General features: G+C 66.2%; 17 protein-coding genes and 2 tRNA genes. 3 read left to right on the top strand and 16 right to left on the bottom strand.

From position 1 onward, the window contains the following. Positions 1-29 precede the first annotated feature (29 nt). The gene (locus DBZ45_RS20270; protein ID WP_111905619.1) at positions 30-539 is read left to right on the top strand and encodes a DUF2004 domain-containing protein; all 510 of its coding nucleotides are present in this window, start codon (positions 30-32) and stop codon (positions 537-539) included. A 70-nt stretch (positions 540-609) separates the two neighbouring features. On the opposite strand, the gene metE is transcribed toward DBZ45_RS20270, so the two are convergent. Beyond that, a complete protein-coding gene (gene metE / locus DBZ45_RS20265) occupies positions 610-2,940 on the bottom strand; it encodes a 5-methyltetrahydropteroyltriglutamate--homocysteine S-methyltransferase (RefSeq protein ID WP_111905618.1) in 2,331 nt (776 codons plus the stop codon). Between the two features lie 148 nt (positions 2,941-3,088). Further along, positions 3,089-4,054, bottom strand: a complete 966-nt coding sequence (locus DBZ45_RS20260) for a methylenetetrahydrofolate reductase (protein WP_111905617.1) — start codon at positions 4,052-4,054, stop codon at positions 3,089-3,091. Positions 4,055-5,047: 993 nt separating this feature from the next. Here DBZ45_RS20260 and DBZ45_RS20255 point away from each other — a divergent pair. Together DBZ45_RS20255 and DBZ45_RS20250 are read left to right on the top strand one after the other, a co-directional pair. Continuing rightward, positions 5,048-5,788, top strand: coding sequence for a hypothetical protein (locus DBZ45_RS20255; RefSeq protein ID WP_223257187.1), 741 nt, complete (start codon positions 5,048-5,050; stop codon positions 5,786-5,788). Between the two features lie 79 nt (positions 5,789-5,867). Next, the gene (locus DBZ45_RS20250) at positions 5,868-6,065 is read left to right on the top strand and encodes a hypothetical protein (RefSeq protein WP_111905616.1); all 198 of its coding nucleotides are present in this window, start codon (positions 5,868-5,870) and stop codon (positions 6,063-6,065) included. A gap of 3 nt (positions 6,066-6,068) precedes the next feature. Here the strand turns inward: DBZ45_RS20250 and DBZ45_RS20245 are convergent, their stop codons facing one another. The 14 genes from DBZ45_RS20245 to obgE form a co-directional block, all read right to left on the bottom strand. After that, on the bottom strand, positions 6,069-7,322 hold the full coding sequence (locus DBZ45_RS20245; RefSeq protein ID WP_223257186.1) for an ROK family transcriptional regulator: 1,254 nt from the start codon (positions 7,320-7,322) through the stop codon (positions 6,069-6,071). A gap of 121 nt (positions 7,323-7,443) precedes the next feature. Further along, positions 7,444-8,592 carry a class I SAM-dependent methyltransferase gene (locus DBZ45_RS20240; RefSeq protein ID WP_111905615.1) on the bottom strand — a complete coding sequence of 383 codons (1,149 nt, stop codon included), beginning with the start codon at positions 8,590-8,592 and terminating at the stop codon, positions 7,444-7,446. Between the two features lie 57 nt (positions 8,593-8,649). Continuing rightward, complete coding sequence (locus tag DBZ45_RS20235; RefSeq protein WP_111905632.1) at positions 8,650-9,753, bottom strand: NAD(P)-binding domain-containing protein; 1,104 nt, start codon at positions 9,751-9,753, stop codon at positions 8,650-8,652. Positions 9,754-9,998: 245 nt separating this feature from the next. Continuing rightward, on the bottom strand, positions 9,999-10,646 hold the full coding sequence (locus tag DBZ45_RS23050) for a hypothetical protein (protein WP_190243209.1): 648 nt from the start codon (positions 10,644-10,646) through the stop codon (positions 9,999-10,001). A gap of 215 nt (positions 10,647-10,861) precedes the next feature. Then, positions 10,862-11,392, bottom strand: a complete 531-nt coding sequence (locus DBZ45_RS20225) for a hypothetical protein (RefSeq protein WP_111905613.1) — start codon at positions 11,390-11,392, stop codon at positions 10,862-10,864. A 135-nt stretch (positions 11,393-11,527) separates the two neighbouring features. Beyond that, positions 11,528-11,603 (bottom strand) — tRNA-Ala (locus tag DBZ45_RS20220). 190 nt (positions 11,604-11,793) lie between these two features. Continuing rightward, positions 11,794-11,866 (bottom strand) — tRNA-Ala (locus DBZ45_RS20215). Between the two features lie 135 nt (positions 11,867-12,001). Continuing rightward, positions 12,002-12,403, bottom strand: coding sequence for a ribosome silencing factor (gene rsfS, locus DBZ45_RS20210; protein ID WP_111905612.1), 402 nt, complete (start codon positions 12,401-12,403; stop codon positions 12,002-12,004). Positions 12,404-12,452: 49 nt separating this feature from the next. Next, on the bottom strand, positions 12,453-13,817 hold the full coding sequence (locus DBZ45_RS20205) for a hypothetical protein (protein WP_111905611.1): 1,365 nt from the start codon (positions 13,815-13,817) through the stop codon (positions 12,453-12,455). A 7-nt stretch (positions 13,818-13,824) separates the two neighbouring features. Next, a complete protein-coding gene (nadD, locus tag DBZ45_RS20200) occupies positions 13,825-14,481 on the bottom strand; it encodes a nicotinate-nucleotide adenylyltransferase (RefSeq protein WP_440130539.1) in 657 nt (218 codons plus the stop codon). Positions 14,482-14,494: 13 nt separating this feature from the next. Then, positions 14,495-14,719 (bottom strand): hypothetical protein, encoded by a 225-nt coding sequence (locus tag DBZ45_RS20195; RefSeq protein ID WP_111905610.1) that lies wholly within the window; start codon positions 14,717-14,719, stop codon positions 14,495-14,497. A gap of 100 nt (positions 14,720-14,819) precedes the next feature. Next, positions 14,820-16,169 carry a glutamate-5-semialdehyde dehydrogenase gene (locus tag DBZ45_RS20190; protein WP_111905630.1) on the bottom strand — a complete coding sequence of 450 codons (1,350 nt, stop codon included), beginning with the start codon at positions 16,167-16,169 and terminating at the stop codon, positions 14,820-14,822. Between the two features lie 26 nt (positions 16,170-16,195). Continuing rightward, the gene (proB, locus tag DBZ45_RS20185; protein WP_111905629.1) at positions 16,196-17,293 is read right to left on the bottom strand and encodes a glutamate 5-kinase; all 1,098 of its coding nucleotides are present in this window, start codon (positions 17,291-17,293) and stop codon (positions 16,196-16,198) included. Between the two features lie 64 nt (positions 17,294-17,357). After that, on the bottom strand, positions 17,358-18,947 hold the full coding sequence (gene obgE / locus DBZ45_RS20180; RefSeq protein ID WP_111905609.1) for a GTPase ObgE: 1,590 nt from the start codon (positions 18,945-18,947) through the stop codon (positions 17,358-17,360). Between the last annotated feature and the right edge of the window lie 39 nt (positions 18,948-18,986).

Raw genomic sequence — 18,986 nt, 5'->3', positions numbered from 1 at the left:
GCTCTGCTTTTCGGGTCTATGTTGAAGATATGACCACCAAGGTAGCGAGCCAGCACTTCGGAGTAATCGAGCTGAACCATGGCAGGGACCATAACGTCGCCGCGGAGCACGAGCTGGCCGGACAACGCCTTGAGCTGGACCTGAACATCAACGCCCATGACCACTTCGACGAAGCGGCCATGCACAAGGTGGACTACCGGCTGCGGTACCTCCCCGAGCTCGTGGACGAGGTCAGGGAGATGATCGCCGATGAACTCGAGCAGGAGGGCACCAGCCCGCAGGAATACCTCCGCTTCCACTGCAACGCCATCAAGGACGAACACCTGCAGAAGGTCTTCGGCGTGAAGGAAAAGAGCCAGCTCACCAATGCGGTGTTCCTCAAGGCCCTGAAGCTCGGCCACGTGGGAATCTACCCCGGCCAGCCCGAACGCTACTTCGTCCTGGACTTCACCCTGGGCGAGCACTTCACCGACGAGGTTCTGGTGGCGTCCGCGGACGAGGACGGCGTGGTCGACGACGAAATCGTCTGGGAGTCCTGAAGGACGTTTAAGAACGACGCCGGCTGGTCACCCCAGGTGACCAGCCGGCGTCGTTCTTTGCTGCCTTTTACTACTTTGCGCCTTCGAGCAGCTCGGCGCGGACCGTCTTGGTGGCCTCGACCAGGTTGCGCAGGGACGCTTCGGTCTCGGCGTAGCCGCGGGTCTTCAGGCCGCAGTCCGGGTTGACCCAGAGCTGGCGGGACGGAACGTGCTTCACGGCGGTGCTCAGCAGTTCGGTGACTTCCTGCTCGCCCGGGACGCGCGGCGAGTGGATGTCGTAAACGCCGGGTCCGACGCCGCGGCCGAAGCCGTGGGACTCGAGGTCGTGGACAACCTCCATGCGGGAGCGTGCGGCTTCGATCGAGGTCACATCGGCGTCCAGGCCGTCGATGGCGTCGATGATCACGCCGAACTCCGAGTAGCACAGGTGGGTGTGGATCTGCGTGGCGTCTGCCGCACCGGCGGTGGACAGGCGGAAAGAGTTGACGGACCAGTCCAGGTAGGCGGGCTGGTCTGCCTTGCGCAGCGGGAGCAGTTCACGCAGGGCGGGCTCGTCAACCTGGATGATCTTGATGCCGGCGGCTTCGAGGTCGGCGATCTCGTCGCGCAGGGCCAGGCCCACCTGGTTGGCGGTCTCGCCCAGCGGCTGGTCGTCGCGGACGAAGGACCAGGCCAGGATGGTGACCGGACCGGTCAGCATGCCCTTCATCGGCTTGCTGGTCAGGGACTGCGCGTATTCCGCCCAGGCCACCGTGATGGGGGCGCTGCGGGTGACGTCGCCCCAGAGGATGGACGGGCGGGTGCAGCGGGAGCCGTAGGACTGGACCCAGCCGTGGACGGTGACGTCGAAGCCTTCGAGGTTCTCGGCGAAGTACTGGACCATGTCGTTGCGCTCGGGCTCGCCGTGCACCAGGACGTCGTAGCCAAGCTCTTCCTGCAGCTCCACGACGCGCTTGATCTCGTCCTTCATGAGCTGTTCGTACTGCTCGTTGGTCAGGTCGCCCTTGTTGTTGCGGGCGCGGGCCGAACGGATTTCCGGGGTCTGCGGGAAGGAGCCGATGGTGGTGGTGGGCAGCGGCGGCAGGTGCAGTGCTGCTTCCTGGGCGGCTTCGCGGACCGCGTACTCGGAGCGGTTGAAGTCGGCCGGGGTCAGGGCCTCGGTGCGGGCGCGGACGTCGGCACGGCGGACACCCTCGGCTTCGGCGCGGGAGGCGATGACGCGGGTGGCCTCGTCGATGGCCGGCTGGACTGCGGCGGCGTCGGTCAGCAGGCCGGCGAGGGTCACAACCTCAACGGCCTTCTGGTCAGCGAAAGCCAGCCAGCTGCGCAGCTGCTCGGACAGCTGGGCCTCTTCTTCGACGTCGTGCGGGACGTGCTGCGTGGAGGTGGAGGTGCTGATGGCAAGCTTGGCGACGCTCTTCTGCAGTTCGGCGATCTTGTTGGCCGAGGCGGCAAGATCGTTGCGCCAGATGTTGTGGCCGTCCACGACGCCGGCAACGAGGGTCTTGGTGCCCAGCGCAGCCAGGGCCGCGGCGGAGGGAACCTCGCCCTTGAAGACGTCGATGTGCAGGGCGTCGATGTTGGTGGCGGCAAGGGTTCCGAGCTGGCCGTTCAGCGCGCCGTACGGCGTGGAGACGAACAGCTGCGGGCGGCTGGCGGCAGCGGTGAGCACCTCGTAGGCACGGGCTACTGCGGCCTGGATCTCCTGCTCAGGGGTGTCCTGGTCCACAACCAGGGCGGGCTCGTCCAGCTGGACCCAGCTGGCGCCGGCAGCTGCCAGCTTCTCGAGCAGCGCGGTGTAGACCGGAAGGATGTCCTCGAGGCGGGACAGCGGGCTGAAACCGGCGGGGGCGTCGTCCGAAGCCTTGCTCAGCAGCAGGAAGGTGACCGGGCCGACGATGTACGGGCGGGTCTCCACGCCGTTGGCCAGGGCGTATTCAAACTCTTCAACGATGCGGTTGGAGGTCAGGGAGAAATTGGTTTCCGGGCCGATTTCCGGCACGAGGTAGTGGTAGTTGGTGTCGAACCATTTGGTCATTTCCAGCGGCTGCTGTTCCTTGTTGCCGCGGGCCAGGGTGAAGTAGCCGTCGATGTCCAGCTGTCCCTCGGCATTGAGGAGGTTGCCGAAACGGGCGGGAACGGCGCCGACGTGGGCAGCGGCGTCGAGCACCTGGTCGTAGAAGGAGAACGTGCCCGGAACGGCTGCTGGTTCGGTAAGCCCGAGGCCCTGAAGGCGCTTGGCGGTGCCCAGCTGGATTTCCTTGGCGGCGGCGTCCAGGGCAGCGGCGTCGATCTTGCCTGCCCAGTAGGCTTCAACGGCCTTCTTCAGCTCGCGGCGGCGGCCGATGCGGGGGTAGCCGAGGATGGAGGCGGACGGGAACGCGGTGTTCTGTTCAGTCATGTCAGTTCCTTGAATGGTTGCGAAATGCTGTCAATGTTCGGGGAGGAATGCGGTCAGCTGGCAGGCTGATGGCAGGCCGATGCGGTCAGCTGGCGAGCTGACTGCAGGCGAATCCGGTCAGCTGGCAAGCTGGCGGCGGGGAATCCGGTCAGCTGGCGAGCTGGCGGCGGGCGAGTGCGTTCAGGCGGCTCGACGGGCGTGCCGGCCGGGCAAGCGACAGCTTGTCCAGCACCTCCAGCGCGCTCTGGTGCTCATTGAACGTGTAGATGTGGAGTCCGGGTGCGCCGGCGTCCAGGGCCGCGTTGGCCAGGTCCACCGTTGCGCTGACGCCGATGCGGAGCCGCTCGGCGTCGGTATCCGCGGCAGCCATCCGCTCGATGAGCTCCGGGGCGGGTTCGACGCCGGTCAGCTCGCCGAGGCGTTTGAGCCTCCGCAGGCTCGTGAGCGGCATGACGCCGGGGATGATGGGGATGGTGACGCCGGCCCGGCGTGCCCTGGTCACGAGGTCCGCGTATTGCTCCGTGCGGAAGAAGACCTGCGTGATCGCGAAGTCGGCACCGGAGCGCTGCTTGGCCAGCAGCACCTCCACGTCATGGGCCTCGCTGGGCGATTCCGGATGCCGCGTGGGGTAGGCTGCCACGCCAACGGCAACCTTTCCGGCGCACAGCAGTGCCGAGCGCCGCTGCTCCACCCGGCGGATGAGCTCAATCAGGTCCTGGGCGTAGCGCAGCGAACCGCTGACCGATTCGCCGCTGTCCTTGGGCAGGTCGCCGCGGAGGGCAAGGATTCCGCGGACGCCTACGTCGAGCAGTTCACCGATGATTTCCGCTAGCTCGGTCGGCGTGTTGCCCACACATGTCAGGTGGGCAAGCGGGCGGAGCGTGGTCTCCAGCACCAGGCGATTGATGAGTTCGACGGCGGTGTCCCGGTTGGAGCCACTGGCACCGTAGGTGACCGACACGTAATCGGGATCGGTGGCTTCCAGTTCCCGGATGGTGTTCCACAGGGTCTCCGCGGCAGCGGGCGAACGGGGCGGAAACAGCTCATAGGAGAGCGCCACCGGCGCGGTGTCGGAGAGATTTGGATGCGTTTCGATAAGGCTTGGTGGTGACATTTGCGTCCTTGGCTTTGGGCCATTGAAGGCGGCGCTGCCGTGGCGGAAAGCCCGGGCAGCGTGCGGTCAATGAATTGAGTTTGGGGAACACGGGACGAACTTCGGCAGGGCGCAGCCGCGACTGTTACGCCTGTAAAGAAGTCCACCGTGAGCAAATGTCAGGCCCACATGGGGGCACCCACACCCTCCTTGGCGGCCGGCAGGCGGCACATCCGCAGCGGAGGATCGCTGACACGTTACCTCGGTAACTTGTATAGAACTTTAGAAGCCATCCGGGGGCGTCTTCAAGTTGACGCCGAATTAAGACGCTGCTTTACGACCGATTCGATTGCCCGTCCAGAATTATCTTCGCCAAAAGGGAGCTTGGCGTTGTTGGCACACGGCGGGAGCCGTGCGCGAACTCAGCCCGGGCGTACCTCTTTTCAAACCGGAGAAATTAGTCCATTCTTTTGTCACGTCGTATCGGACTCGGCAAGGTCTCAGGTTGAGGAGGCTGGATGCTCCTTCTGGTTCTTCCTCGGTGAATCGTCCCGAGAGAACATTATCCGTGCCCATCAGAGCCTGCACCGTCCCATGATTTGCCCGCCGGCAGGGCGCGGTTCGCCAGCGTTCTGCTGCGTCCGGGCACGGCACTGACGGCGTGGTGGAGTCGCTGGAAGCCAGAAATCCCTACGGCGAAAGGCCACCGAGATGTTCCAGCTTCGCAAACCACCCCGCTCCAAATCACCGTCCGCCCCGGGCTCCGCCCTTGTGCTCCTCGTGGCGCTGGCAACGGTTACGTCCTGCGCCCCACAGCAAAATGCCGCCCCGCAGGCAACCACCGGTTCCGCCGCACCGACAGCGACGTCGGCCGCGGCGACACCAACCGGGTCAGTCGCAGCCGCGCCTGTGACGGCTTCCCCAGGCGCGACCGGGACTGCAGGCGCCGACGAACTCTGCGGGCCGGGATCCGCAATCAACTTCGACCAATCCCAATTCCAGTCTTCCCCCAACGTGGACAACAAATGGTTCCCCCTCAAGCCGGGCATGCAGTACACCACCACAGGCGACGTCAAGAGTGCAGAAGGAACCATCAAACGGACGGTAATCCACTCGGTGACCGGACTGACCAAAGTCATCGACGGCGTGAAGACGCAAGTGCTGTGGGACCGCGACTACGCCGACGGTGAGCTGGTGGAATCCGAACTTGCGTTTTTTGCTCAGACCGAGAGTGGCGACGTCTGGCTGTTCGGTGAATACCCGGAGGAATATGAAGGCGGGAAGTTCACCGGTGCGCCTGCCACCTTCATCCACAGCCTGGACGAGGCCCAGGCGGGCATCGCCATGCAGGCAGACCCGCAGTTGAACCTGCCCAGCTACGTCCAGGCCCACGCGCCGAAGGTCGACTTCCTGGACTGCGGCCAAATCATCAAGCAGAACGACCATGTCTGCGTCGCCACGGGGTGCTATGACGATGTCCTGGTGATCGATGAACGCAACCCGCTGGAGCCGGCTGTAGGCCACCAGCGGAAGTTCTATTCGGCCGGAACAGGCCTGGTGAAGGTGACCGCTGTGGGCGGAAAGGACCAGGAGACACTGGACCTCGTCAAGATCGAACAGCTCACCGACGCCAAGCTGAAGGAAATCAACCAGGAGGCGCTCAAGCTCGACCAGCATGCCTACCAGGTCAGCAAGAGCGTGTACGCCAAGACGGACAAGGCTGAGGTAGCCACCGGAACGTCCAGCGGCTACTAGCGCCGGCCGTGAGGGAGGTACCCGGAGTGAACGATCCGAGTACCTCCCTTTGGCGCCTGAAGAGGTCTATTCTGATGCCATGATCCAGCTACCAGCCAGCTACGAGGAATATCTCGTTGGCAAGGACCCAAGCTTCGTCGACATGGTCCGTCCGATCCTCCTCCAGTCGGCAGCGGACCAGCTGCACGGCGTCCGGGTGCTGTACATTCCCCGGGGGCACCAGGCACACCTCGACGACACGATTCCCTACGGGACAATCATCGAGGACATCGACTAGGGCTCAGCCCTCCAGCAGCAGCCTCTGGGCCCGGGGCGCAAGGGTGTGCTCAAGGACCAGGCATGCAGCGCCCACGGCCCCCACGTCCTCCCCCACGCCCGTGCCCACGACTTCGACGGCGTGGATGTTGCCGGCATCGCTGTTCTGCTGGATCAGGCCGGGAACCTTCGCCAGGTAGCGCGCGGACAGCAGCGGCCAGAAGGGGCCGCCAAACACCACCCGGTCCACGTCCAGCGTGTTGGCCACCGCTGACGCCGCCCGGGCCACGAGTTCGGCTGATTTGTCGATGATGGCAGCCGCTTCGCTGTTGCCGGCGTCGGCTGCTTCGCAGAGCATGGCAAAGCGTTCCTGGACGGCCGAATTGCTGGTGACAGTTCCGGGCACATCCAGAATGCCGGCAGCTTGAGCCTGCGCGACGAGGACCTGGGGAATGCAGGTCGACTTGACGCAGCCCCGCAGCCCGCAGTCGCAGGGGGCTCCGTCAGGGTCAACGATGATGTGGCCGATTTCGCCGGCGTTGCCTGATGTGCCGCGGACCACCTCGTCATTGAGGACAATGCCGCAGCCGATGCCGGTGCCCATATACATGAAAACAAAGCTGCCGGCGCCGCTGGCTCCGCCCGCCCAGGTTTCCGCGACCGCCGCGCTGGTGACGTCCTTGTCCATCAGCACAGACAGTCCTGTCGCCTCAGCCAGCGCATCCCGGAGCGGAACACTGTCCCATCCGTCCATGAGCGGCGGCTCCACCACCGTGCCGTTGTCATGGTCGATGGGTCCGGGTGCCGCGACGCCCAGGCCGGCAATCTTGGCGCGATCCACACCCGAGGCCTCGATCAGCTTGTCGATTTCTGCGGCAATGGCGGTAATGACCGCCTCAGGCCGGGAGCTGTCCGGCGTTTTCACGCTCGAGTGCAGGACCACTGCGCCCAGCAGATCTAGGACGACGAACGTTGCCACGGCAGGGTCCAGATGCACCCCGACGGCATACATGCCGGCAGGATTCAGGCGAAGGATGGTTCGCGGCTTGCCGGGTCCGCTGCCTTCTTTGCCCGCCTCGACAATAAGCTTCTGGTCCAGCAGCCGGCGGGAAATGTTCGAAATGGTTTGCGGGGACAGACCGACGATCTGGGCAAGTTCAACGCGGCTGAGCCCTCCGGTGGCACGGCGGATGGCATCGAGAATGACAGTCAGGTTGAAGTCGCCCATCCGGGGCAGGTTGGTTCCGCGCCTCGGCGAGGGCTGGCGGATCTCGGTCAAGGATTCCCCTAACATCTTCTGTTGGCCACTATCAATGTCTGAATCGTACGTTACGCCCCGGTGAACATGTACGTCCCACGCTCGGGGCAGTGCAGGCGCGTTCGACGACGGCCCGCGGGGCTCAGTCGGCAGCCCGCCTGACGCTGACGGCCACCGTGAACTTGGGGTTCCGGCCGCTCACCGTGGTGGGACCAACCAGCCGCTCCAGGGCCGTCCCATAGCGAAGATGACTGTTGAATACCGTCCAGAGCTGGCCTCCGGGTGCCAGCACCCGGCCGGCCGCCTCGAAGAGCTTCAACCCCGCCCCGGCGTGGACGCTGGAACCTAGGTGGAACGGGGGGTTCAGCAGGATGAGGTCCGCGCTCCCGGCCGGAAGGGTGCTCATTGCGTCATCCTGGACTGCCGTGATGCTGGCCGCCAGGCCGTTGGCCCGGGCAGTTGCCCTAGCTGACGCCACAGCGGCCGCGGACCGGTCCGTTGCGATGACCTCGGCTCCGGGGTGCCGGCGGGCATACATCGCTGCCAGGATCCCGGTGCCGCAGCCCAGGTCCACGGCGTTGGCGGCGGCCGGGATCTCCGGCAGGAACGACAGCAGGAAGCGGGTTCCAATGTCCAGACGGGTGCCTGCGAAAACGGCCCCGTGCGCGCAGATGTCCAGGCCGAGTTCGGCGTTGTGTTCCGTCACGGGGTAGGGCGGGTTGCCTTCCGCTCGCTTCGGGCCGCTCGCGAGGAGCAGCCGCGATTTTTGCCGGGCCAGCTGCGGCTGCACCGTGCCGAAGTATTTGCCCAGCACTGCGTTCATGCCCAGGGACATGTGCTTGACCCGGCCGCCGGCAAGCAAGACAGCGCCGGCAGGCGCGTGCCGGGCCACGGCGTCGGAAATTTCCTCGAGTTCGGCGAGGGTTCTGGGAAGCTGCAACAGCACCAGGTCCGCGCCGGCCAGCAGACCTGCACCGAGCGGCAGCTGCGCAAAGCCTCCGGAAACTCCCAGCGCCGCAGCATTGTTGCGGAGCGCCCGTTCCCCCGTGACCAGGTCCTGGTGCACCCTCACCTCGGCCGGCACCGGGCCGGCACCGCCGGCGAGCAGCCCGAGCGTGAGCGCCCCGTAGTTGTCCCCGATGACGGCAACTGTACTGTCCGGGGTGAGCCGGTCTGCGGCGGCGCCCAGCAGGAGCGAGTCCGTGGCGTCCCACGCCTGGAGGTTGGCGGCCTCGACATCGGGGTGCCTTCGAAGCAGGTCAAAGACCTGCCCAAGACCGTTTTCTGTCACGTGGTGCCGCCGCCTCTTCCTTGCTGGTTCTCCGGGCAGGACTCCGCCCGTGCAAATCTACCGCGGATCCGTCACGGCTGCGGAGGCTGACAGGAGTTGGAGGATTTCGGTCACCGCGGCCCGGCCGGCGCGGTTGGCGCCGATGGTGGACGACGACGGGCCGTAGCCCACCAGATGCACGCGGGGTTCCGCGGCCACCTGCGTTCCTGCCATGGCAATCCCGCCGCCCGGTCCCCGCAGGTGCAGCGGCGCCAGGTGCTCCAGCTCGGCGCGGAACCCGGTGGCCCACAGGATCACATCCGCCGCGAGGAACCCGCCGTCCGCGAGCCGGACGCCGCCGGGTTCTATCGCGGTGAACATCGGCCGGCGGTCCAGTACGCCGCGCGCGGCTGCCGCCCGGAGTGCCGGAGTCCAGATGAGACCGGTGGCGGCGACGACGCTTTGCGGCGGCAGCCCCCGCCGCACCCGGTCTTCCACCAGGGCGACGGCGTCGTGGCCGGACTGCCGGTCGAACCCGTCCCGCCATACGGGTTCGCGGCGGGTGAACCAGCTTGTCGTTGTGACCTTGGAGATTTCGTCCAGCAGCCCGACGGCGGAGATTCCACCGCCCACCACGATGACGTGCAGCCCGCGGAACTCCTCTGCGGACACGTAGTCGGCGACATGAAGCTGGCGGCCCCCGAACGTGAACTGGCCCGGATAGATCGGCCAAAAGGGCCTGGTCCAGGTGCCGGTGGCGTTGATGACTGCCCGGGCTGTCCAGCCGCCGTCGGACGTGGTGATCCTGAGCCGCCCCGCCGGGTCAGCGTCCGCACGTTCGACGGCGAGCACCTTGACGGGCCGCTCGACGGCCAGCCCGACCTGCCGCTCGTAGGCGGCGAAGTAGCGGCTGAGGAATGCCGAGCTTGGTTCGGCCGGGTCCACTTCCGGCTGCGGTATTCCGGGCAGGTCACTGATGCCGTTTACGGTGGCCATGAGCAGGCTCTTCCAGCGGTGCCGCCAGGCTCCGCCCGGCCCGTCCTCGGCGTCCAGCACCGCGTACGTCGGCCCCGGACCGGCTGCCGTGACTGCACCGCCTGGCTGTTCTGCGGCCGGGGCCGGCGTGAAGCCTCGGCGGGCCAGGTGGAAGGCGGCAGAGAGGCCGGCCTGCCCGGCTCCGATGACGACGACGTCAGCGTTGCGGTTCGTTCCACCGCTTACAGTGTCGCTGTTCTGGGTGCCGCCGTTCTGGATGCTGCTGCTCAATGGTGCCGCTCCCCCGGCTCGCTCATCCGCTTCATGCCTTCATCCTAGGCGCCATCCAGGCCCGGCTGCCGTGCATCCTTGGCACACGGAAGGCCCTCCTGGACACCGGGGTGCAGGAGGGCCTTCGGGTTATTAGTCGGTTGCTTGCTCAGTCGTCTTGTTCAGTCGTCGCTGCCGTGGCCGCCGCTGCCTCCGCTGTCGTCGCCAGGCTCAACGCCCTTGCGGTCGCCGCCCTTGTCGTCACCGGGCTCAGCGGCCTTATGGTCGCCGCCCTTGTCGTCGCCGGACTCGGGTGTTGTCCGGAGTCCACCATGGTCATCGCCGGGTTCTGCGACCCTGGGTGCCTGGTCTGAGCGGAGACCGCCGTTGTCGTCGCCGGGCTCGGTGCCGGTCCGGAGGCCTCCCTTGTCGTCACCGGGTTCAACGGAGAGGGAGCCGCTGCCTACGAAGTTTTCTGCGGGCGCTGCCACGGTTCCGCCACTGTCGTCGCCTGGCTCAGGGCTGGTCCGGAGGCCTCCCTTGTCGTCACCGGGTTCAGCAGGCTTGGACGCTTTCTTGGCGGCTGATGCCTTCTTGTCGTCGGCTTGGGTGTCATCACTGGACTTCGCGGCTGACTTGGGGGTGGCCTTGGCGGAGCTAACGGCGGGGGCTGCGGTTCTGGTGGCAGAGTCGTCCGCTACGAGGACGTTCCTGGCGTCGTCACTGGGACCCGTGCCGGTGTTGCTCAGCGACTGGGTGGTGGCGAAGGCGGCACTTCCGGTGAGGAGAACGCCGGCGACGGATAATGCGAGGGCTGCTCTTGTTTTCATGGCTCCACACTAGGAACTCGCCGTCGAGGATAGGTGTAAAGGAAATCCAAGACTTGTCCAAGGTTGCCTGCGGGTTCTCCCCCACCCCGGACCGCCCTCCCGCGGCCACGCGGAAGTGCCTGCGGGACCGCATCGGGGCCTGGCGGCGAGGGGCAGGCGGAAGCGGCGTGCACAGGAGAGGTAAGGCGGGCAGAGAGACGCAGATAAGCGCAGGGTCAGTCGTCGGCGCCGTGGCCGCCGCTGCCGCCACTGTCATCACCAGGCTCGGGCGCCTTCCGCAGGCCGCCCTTGTCATCCCCCGGCTGAACGGGGACCACCACAACCGGGGCGGGAGCGGGCTGAATGGTCAAGCCCGTTGTTCCGCCGGAGCCGGAGGATGAAGGTGCCGATCCAGGACTGCCGGCGTTCGCCGCTGCGGAGGCGGGAGCAGTTTTGGTCGGAGCCGGCTTGGCGGCCGCTGATGCAGTCGCACCGGATTTCGCGGAGCCGGTCTTTGCGGGGCTGGCTTTGGCCGGGGTAGAGGTATTTTGGCCTGCCGCCGGGCCGCGCGGCGCCCTGGGTGTCGCCGCCGGCCCCTCGCTGACGGCAGGCGCGGGCGGCACGGCGCCATTCGGCAGGAGGACGATGTTGGCATTTCCGGTTCCCGGGGGCGAGACGTTCAGCACCTGCGTATTGACGGCAAGTGCCGCCGAGCCCGCTGCGAGTATGCCCGCAACGGACAGCACCAGGGCCGCTCCCGTCTTCATGGCTCCACTCTAGGGGCCGGGCGGGAAAGACGCGCCCAAGGAATATCCAAGATTCGTCAAAGATCGCGGCCCCGGCGGTGGGTTTAACGAAAGAAGCCGCCGGATCACGGTCAGTTCCGTGATCGGGCGGCTACTTGGTGGAGCTGAGGGGACTCGAACCCCTGACCCCCTGCATGCCATGCAGGTGCGCTACCAGCTGCGCCACAGCCCCAAGCTGTTCCCTCCGGAATCTTTGCGTTTTCCCGAAGCAACCCGACCAGCGTAGTCCAGAACTCGCCAGGATGCGAATCCGCGGCATGTGGCTTCCGTCACGTTCCCAGCTGGCACCCAAAGCCCGGCCCCGCTGCGCTCGGGCAAAGAAAAAATCCGCCGGAATCTTTCGATTCCGGCGGATCATCCGGTGGAGCTGAGGGGACTCGAACCCCTGACCCCCTGCATGCCATGCAGGTGCGCTACCAGCTGCGCCACAGCCCCATATTTTTGCTGCTTCAGACCTCGTCTTGTACCCGTGGTATCCGCACTTCTGTCCGGATCTCTCCGAAGCAACTCAAATATCTTAGAACAGCGTTTCCGAAAATTCCAAATCGGGCATATTCGGTCCCGCCCGCGCTACTCCTGCTCGGCGGCAGCAGCGGCCTTTGCCGAAGCGTCGTCTCCCAGCTGCAGGTCCACCACCGGGCAGTCCTTCCAGAGACGCTCCAGGGCATAGAAGACACGGTCTTCCTCATGCTGAACGTGGATGACGACATCTGCGTAATCCAGCAGGACCCACCGGCCGGCCAAACGGCCTTCACGGCGGACCGGGCGGAGATCCTGCTTGATGAGTTCCTCTTCAATGCCGTCGACTATCGCGTTGACCTGGCGTTCGCTGGGTGCCGAGGCAATGAGGAACACGTCAGCCAAAGCCAGACGTTCGCTGACATCAAGGGCGACAATGTTCTGGGCAATCTTGTCCGCCGCGGCCCTGGCTGCGTGCCGGGCTATGGTGACGGACGATTCGGATGCGGTCACGGGGACTCCTTGGGGTGGTGAAAAATATTAGGTGGGGTACTGGCTGAAGTCAGCTTGAAAGGCCGCTGATGATCATGATGATGCCGGCAATGAGGGCGATTGCGCCGAGCGCCAGGACGCCAAGCTGGATCAGCCTCAACCGGTTGGCCCGGGCGAGTCCGGCGGTGGCTGCGTCCAGGGGCTCCAGCCCGTAGGCCGATTTCGCGGACACTGGCGGCAGCGCGGTCACGTCTTCGCCGGACTCGTCGGTCCAGGCCTCATTTTGGCGGGCTCCGGCCGGAGGCGCTGCTGCCGACCGCGCCGCCGCTTCCGCCCGGGCGATGACCCGCGACCGCCCCGTGGACGGCGTGCTTGGGCGGGACGCCTGGGCTGTCCGGTTGCCACGCGCCGGAACCCTCGGACCAGGGTTGGTCACCACGGGAACATGCGAAGTGGCCGGCCGCTTCATGACGGGACGGTCCACACCAGGCACCTGTTCAAATTCCAGCGGCGTCACCATGGCGAGGTTGCTGGCGGTGGAAGGACCGTTTTGTCCGCTCTGCTGGGGCGTGTTCTGTTCGGCAAGCTTCTGCTTGGCCATGGCCCGCTTGTTGAGCACGGCGGCCCGTTCAGCCAGGGCAATCTGTTGGGCCAGGATGTCCGGATCCACGGCTTCAGGGTCAGTCGCCGCAATGTGTTCCATCTTGGCGATCTGGTTCTTGGCCTGTTCGGCGAGGAGGGTACGCGCTTCGAGGGCCTGCTCCACGGTCATGCCCTCGGGCAATTCGTTCCCCGCCGGCGTCGCGGGCCGCGGACCCGGACCACTGGAGGGCGGGCCTGCAGGCTTGTACCCGGCGGCTGGAGCGGGTTTGCCGGCCGTACCGGAGGAAGTGTCAGGCGAAGAAGCGGGCGATTTCCCGGTGGGGGCTGCGCCGTCGACCGCCGGCACAACGGGCATTGCCGAAGTAACCGCCTGCTCCTTGAGCTGCATCAGCCGCAGCTGCCGGCGCGTCGGCGGGCCGCCGCCGGAAAGCTGCTCTTCCTTTTCGGACAGCTCCTTGATGGCCCGCAGGGCGGCCCTGTCGCGGGCACGGATCTGGGACGAGCGTTCGGCGGCTGAGCCTGCTGGCGCGGAGTCCGCGAGGCCCGGCTCCACCCTGCGCGAGCGTTCAGCGGCATTTTCCTGCTTGGCATCAGCGGCACGCGGAGAGCCAGTCTTCTCCGGGCCGGCAGGAGCTGATGTGCCCGTTCCTGCCTTGGCCGGGCGCTTCGAAGCCGCCGGGTTTGGGGCGGGTGCCTTTGAAGCAGGCGGTTTGGAGGCAGGGGCTGACTCGCCGGCACCCGGGGGCGCGGCGTTCCGGTTCTGGGCCAGGGCTTCATCCCGGGCCTTGCGCAGTTCTCGGCGACTGCGCATCGGTTGCTGTTCCTGACTCATCTCAAACTCATTCAGTGCTGGCTGGATCGTTTGTCTCGGTAGTTTCGGAGCTGCTGTTCCCGGCCGGTGCGGCGTAGAGTCCGTATTTCGCGATGTACTGCACCACTCCATCCGGCACCAGGTACCAGACGGGGTTATGGGCAGCAACGCGGGCGCGGCAGTCTGTGGACGAGATCGCCATGGCGGGGACCTCGAGCAGGCTGACGTCCTTCCGGCCCATGCCGTCGAGCTCATGGCCTGGCCGGGTAACTCCCACGAAGTGGGCCAGCGACCAGAGCTCGTCGATGTCCTTCCACGACAGGATTTGCGCGAGGGCGTCGGCGCCGGTGATGAAGAACAGGTCGGCGTCGGGCCGCTGCGTCCGCAGATCGCGGAGGGTGTCGATGGTGTACGTGGGACCGGGCCGGTCCACGTCGACCCGGCTCACGGTGAAACGCGGATTCGAAGCCGTCGCGATCACGGTCATCAGATAACGGTGCTCTGGTTCGCTGACCTTCTTGCTGGACTTCTGCCACGGTTGGCCGGTGGGGACGAACACGACTTCATCGAGCCCGAATTTGTCAGCCACCTCGCTGGCGGCCACAAGGTGGCCGTGATGGATGGGATCGAACGTCCCGCCCATCACGCCCAGCCGCAGCCGGCGCTGCGTATCCTTGTGGTGCAGTGCGGCGGAAATGTTAGTGGCCCTGGCCGTGGTCGTGCTTGTTGGGGTGCTGGCGGTGCGGGTCCGCGTGCTCGTCAACCGCAGAGTGACGGTTGCCCAGGTTGACGTAGGAGAGGGTAACGAGCATCAGCACCACCAGGATGGCAAACATCGAGATGCCGAAGACCCATGGCTCGGCCCACAAGGGCGCCCTCTCTTCGTGTTCGGCAACTGACGCGGCAATCTGCTGGAGCAGCATTTTCTCCCCTAGGAATAAAAAGGATGACGACGGCGGAGATTCCCGCCGGTCCGGACTTCTTTACTATGTTACCGCTATGTCAGGAGCGGTTTCCGCGATGTTAGCCGCGGACCTGGCCCTCACCCTGGACAATCCACTTGGTGGTTGTCAGCTCCGTCAGCCCCATCGGGCCTCGGGCGTGAAGCTTTTGCGTGGAGATGCCAACCTCGGCACCCAGGCCCAGCTCGCCGCCGTCGGTAAACCGCGTAGAAGCGTTCACGATGACCGCAGCGGAATCGATTTCCGCGATGAATCGCTCAGCGTTTCGCAGGTCGTTCGTCAGAATGGCCTCCGTGTGCCCGGTGGACCACGTGCGGATGTGCTTCACGGCGTCATCCAGGCTGTCCACCATCGCCACGGCCAGGTCCAGGTCCATGTACTCGGTGGCCCAGTCGTCGTCCGTTGCCGGCAGGGACTCCACCGACGCGGGAAGCGCAGCCCGCACGCGGTCATCGGCGTGCAGCCGGACACCCGCCTTGCTCAGGGCTGCGGCGACCGCGGGCAGAACCGTGGAGCCGGAGTGCACGAGGAGCGTCTCCACCGTGTTGCAGACGCTGGGGCGCTGCGTCTTGGCGTTGAGGAGGATCTCCACCGCCATGTCTTCACTGGCTGACTCGTCGATGAAGATGTGAACGTTCCCCTCGCCGGTCTCGATGACCGGCACGGAGGAGTTGTTGACGACGGTCTGGATCAGCTCGCGGCCGCCGCGCGGAATCAGCACGTCGACGCGTCCGCGGGCACGCATGAGCACGTTGGCGCCCTCGCGGCCGAACTGGTCCACGGTCTGCACGGCGTCCGCCGGCAGGCCTACGGACTCCAGAGCGTCGCGCAGCACGCGGATGAGCGCTTCGTTGGTGAAGGCTGCTGCCGAACCGCCGCGGAGGATCACGGCGTTGCCGCTCTTGAGCGCCAGGCCTGCGATGTCCACGGTCACGTTCGGACGGGCCTCATAGATTGCCGCAACCACGCCCATGGGGACGTTGACCTGGCGCAGCCGCAGGCCGTTGGGCAGGGTCTGGCCGCGCACTACATTGCCCACGGGATCGGGCAGGCCGGCCAGGTTTTCCAGGGCGGCGGCAAGGGCGGCAAGGCGGGTTTCGTTGAGGGTCAGCCGGTCCAGGAGGGCGGCGGACGTGCCGTTGGCGCGGCCCGCTTCCACGTCTTTGGTGTTCGCGGCCAGGATCTGCTGCTTGTTCGCAAGCAGGGCGTCCCCGATGGCGCGCAGGGCCTTGTCTTTCCAGGCCCGGTTGGCACGGCCCATGCTGCGGGCGGCCTGGCGGGAACGGTCGGCGATCGCGTACACGGCGGACTCGGTCTCAGCCGGCGTGGGCTGCCTGTCTTCCGGCAGGGTGGGGACCGTCGTAGCGTCGTTGGATGTCTCGGCTGCTTGGTTCATCAGTGCCTCAGTCATCATTCAAGTCTAGGCGAGTCCGGCGCCTAGACCAGAACCAGGTCGTCAACGTGAACAACTTCACGGTCGAAGCCGCGGCCCAGGGCCTCGCCCAGCTCAACGGTGGACCGTCCGAGCATCTGCGGCAGTTCGGCCGCGGAGTAGTTCACCAGGCCGCGGGCGATCACCGTCCCGTCCAGTGAAACCATTTCGACGGCGTCTCCGCTTTCGAAGTTGCCTTCAACAGCCTTGATGCCGGCGGGCAGCAGCGAGGTGCGGTTGTCCCGCACGGCCCGGACGGCGCCGTCGTCGAGGATCAGCCGTCCCTGCACATGGGCGAGGTGCGCCAGCCACATCATCCGGACGGACTTGCGTCCGCCATTGACGGTGAACCAGGTGCCGACGTCCTCGCCGGCCAGCGCGGTAGCGGCGTTGGCGGTGGACGTGACGAGGGCCGGGATGCCTGAATCGGCGGCCATCAGGGCCGCCTCCACCTTGGTCTGCATGCCGCCGGTGCCCACGCCGGCCTTGCCGGTCTTGCCGATGGAGACGCCGTCGAGGTCCTCAGGCCCGTCCACCTGGGGAATCCGTTTTGCGCCCTGCGCGGGCGGGCCGTCATACAGGGAGTCGACGTCGGACAGCAGCACCAGTGCATCGGCGCGCACCAGGTGCGCAACCAGGGCTGACAGCCGGTCGTTGTCGCCGAAACGGATCTTGTGGGTGGCCACGGTGTCGTTCTCGTTGACGACGGGCACGACGCCGAGGTTCAGGAGCCGGTTGAGGGCCCGGAATGCATTTTGGTGGTGGCTGCGCCGCATGAGGTCATCGGCGGTGAGGAGCACCTGGCTCACGGTGACCCCGTGGGCCGCGAACGCATGGGTGTACCGGGCCATGAGCAGTCCCTGCCCCACGCTGGCTGCGGCCTGCTGCGTGGCAAGGTCGCGCGGACGCTTCGCCAGGCCGAGCGGCGCAAGGCCGGCCGAGATGGCCCCGGAAGACACGAGGATAATCTCGGTGCCCGCATTACACTTGGCGGCCAGCGCGTCCGAAAGCTCGGTCAGCGCCTCCTCCGATATTCCGCCCTTGATGCTGGTAAGGGACGACGATCCTACTTTAACCACAATGCGGCGCGCCCTGGCGAGCATGCTGCGGTCGTCGGTCTTGGGTTCCTCGATGACAATTGCGGAAGTATCAGTCACGTGTGCGGGTTCACTCCTCATGTTCGGTGTTCAGTCCACTCTCCTTGAGGGGCCGGGCCGCCCGGCGCGCGCTGACGGACTCAGTCCAGATGCCGGCCTTACGCTCGGCTTCCAGCTCGGCCCGTGCCGCTGCCTTCGCGTCGCGGCGTTCGATCTGTTCCTCGCGCTTCTGGGTGCGGGTGGGACGGTCGCCGATGTCTGCGAAGCGGACATCCGTGCCGCGCGGTGAAGCCAGCAGCTCGGCGCCAGCCATCATGGTCGGCTCCCAGTCGAACACCACGCCGTCGTCCTCACCGATGACTACGGTGTCGCCGGGCTTGGCGCCCTGCTTGAACAGCTCGGTCTCGACGCCGAGCTTGGCCAGGCGGTCGGCAAGGTAGCCAATGGCTTCCTCGTTGGTGAAGTCCGTCTGCTTGACCCAGCGCACAGGCTTTTCACCCAGCACGCGGAACAGCGGCTCCAGGTTTTTCTCCTCGCGGCGGATCCGGAAACCGGTCTCGTTGACGGCGCGGGGCCGCAGCACCGGCGCGTGCACCTTCGGCGGCGTGGCTGCCACACTGTCACGGGCGGCCTTGACGATCTCTGCCATGGCGAAGCCAAGCTGGCGCAGGCCTTCATGGCTCGTGGCAGAAACTTCGAAGACACGGTAGCCCCGGGACTCAAGCTCAGGCCGGACAAACTCGGCCATGTCCTTGCCGTCCGGCAGGTCCACCTTGTTGAGTGCCACCAGCCGGGGGCGGTGATTGAGCGGGACAACTTCGCCGTTCGAGCCGGCGTAGCTCATGTCCACGGCATACTTTTCGAGCTCGGTTTCGATAATTGCGAGGTCGGAGAGTGGATCTCGGTCAGATTCCAGCGTACCGCAGTCCAAAACGTGTACCAAAGCGGCACAGCGCTCGACGTGGCGGAGGAAGTTGTGGCCCAGGCCCTTGCCTTCGCTGGCACCCTCAATGAGGCCCGGAACGTCTGCAATCGTGAAACGGACGTCGCCAGCCTGGACCACGCCAAGGTTGGGGATGAGGGTGGTGAAGGGGTAATCGGCAATCTTCGGGCGGGCGGCCGACATCGCCGCGATCAGGCTGGACTTGCCGGCGGAGGGGAAACCTACCAGGGCAATGTCGGCGATCGACTTCAGCTCCAGGACGATATCGGCGGCGTCTCCCTCGATGCCGAGCAGGGCGAACCCGGGCGCCCGTCGCTTCTGCGAGGACAGCGCGGCGTTTCCCAGGCCGCCGATTCCGCCGGACGCTGCGACAAATTCGGTGCCCTCCCCCACGAGGTCAGCAAGCACCTTGCCGTCCTTGGTCTTGACGACGGTCCCCTCGGGGACAGGAAGGACCAGGGTCTCGCCGTTCTTGCCGCCGCGCCAGTCACCCATGCCGGGGCCGCCGTTGGTGGCATGCCGGTGGGGTGCGTGGTGGTAATCCAGCAGTGTCGTGGTCTGCGAGTCGACGCGCAGGATGACGTCGCCGCCGTTGCCGCCGTTGCCGCCGTCGGGCCCGCCCAGCGGCTTGAACTTTTCACGGTGAACGGAGACACAGCCGTGGCCGCCGGTACCGCCGGATACGTGCAGTACTACCCGGTCTACAAAGCTCGCCACGTTGAATCTCCTCTGTTGCTGATCAGGCCGTCCTGGACG

It is taken from the genome of Arthrobacter globiformis (assembly GCF_003261175.1).
Taxonomy (GTDB): Bacteria; Actinomycetota; Actinomycetes; order Actinomycetales; family Micrococcaceae; genus Arthrobacter; species Arthrobacter globiformis_A.
Note: the sequence above shows the minus strand (reverse complement) of the source record. Positions and strands in the feature narration are given on the sequence as shown.

Excerpts from the sequence above, each read along its gene's own strand:
- DBZ45_RS20270 (WP_111905619.1), top strand. The coding sequence starts at position 30 with ATGACCACCAAGGTAGCGAGCCAGCACTTCGGAGTAATCGAGCTGAAC.
- metE (WP_111905618.1), bottom strand. The coding sequence starts at position 2,940 with ATGACTGAACAGAACACCGCGTTCCCGTCCGCCTCCATCCTCGGCTAC.
- DBZ45_RS20260 (WP_111905617.1), bottom strand. The coding sequence starts at position 4,054 with ATGTCACCACCAAGCCTTATCGAAACGCATCCAAATCTCTCCGACACC.
- DBZ45_RS20250 (WP_111905616.1), top strand. The coding sequence starts at position 5,868 with ATGATCCAGCTACCAGCCAGCTACGAGGAATATCTCGTTGGCAAGGAC.
- DBZ45_RS23050 (WP_190243209.1), bottom strand. The coding sequence starts at position 10,646 with ATGAAAACAAGAGCAGCCCTCGCATTATCCGTCGCCGGCGTTCTCCTC.
- DBZ45_RS20225 (WP_111905613.1), bottom strand. The coding sequence starts at position 11,392 with ATGAAGACGGGAGCGGCCCTGGTGCTGTCCGTTGCGGGCATACTCGCA.
- DBZ45_RS20205 (WP_111905611.1), bottom strand. The coding sequence starts at position 13,817 with ATGAGTCAGGAACAGCAACCGATGCGCAGTCGCCGAGAACTGCGCAAG.
- DBZ45_RS20195 (WP_111905610.1), bottom strand. The coding sequence starts at position 14,719 with ATGCTGCTCCAGCAGATTGCCGCGTCAGTTGCCGAACACGAAGAGAGG.
- DBZ45_RS20190 (WP_111905630.1), bottom strand. The coding sequence starts at position 16,169 with ATGACTGAGGCACTGATGAACCAAGCAGCCGAGACATCCAACGACGCT.
- proB (WP_111905629.1), bottom strand. The coding sequence starts at position 17,293 with ATGCTCGCCAGGGCGCGCCGCATTGTGGTTAAAGTAGGATCGTCGTCC.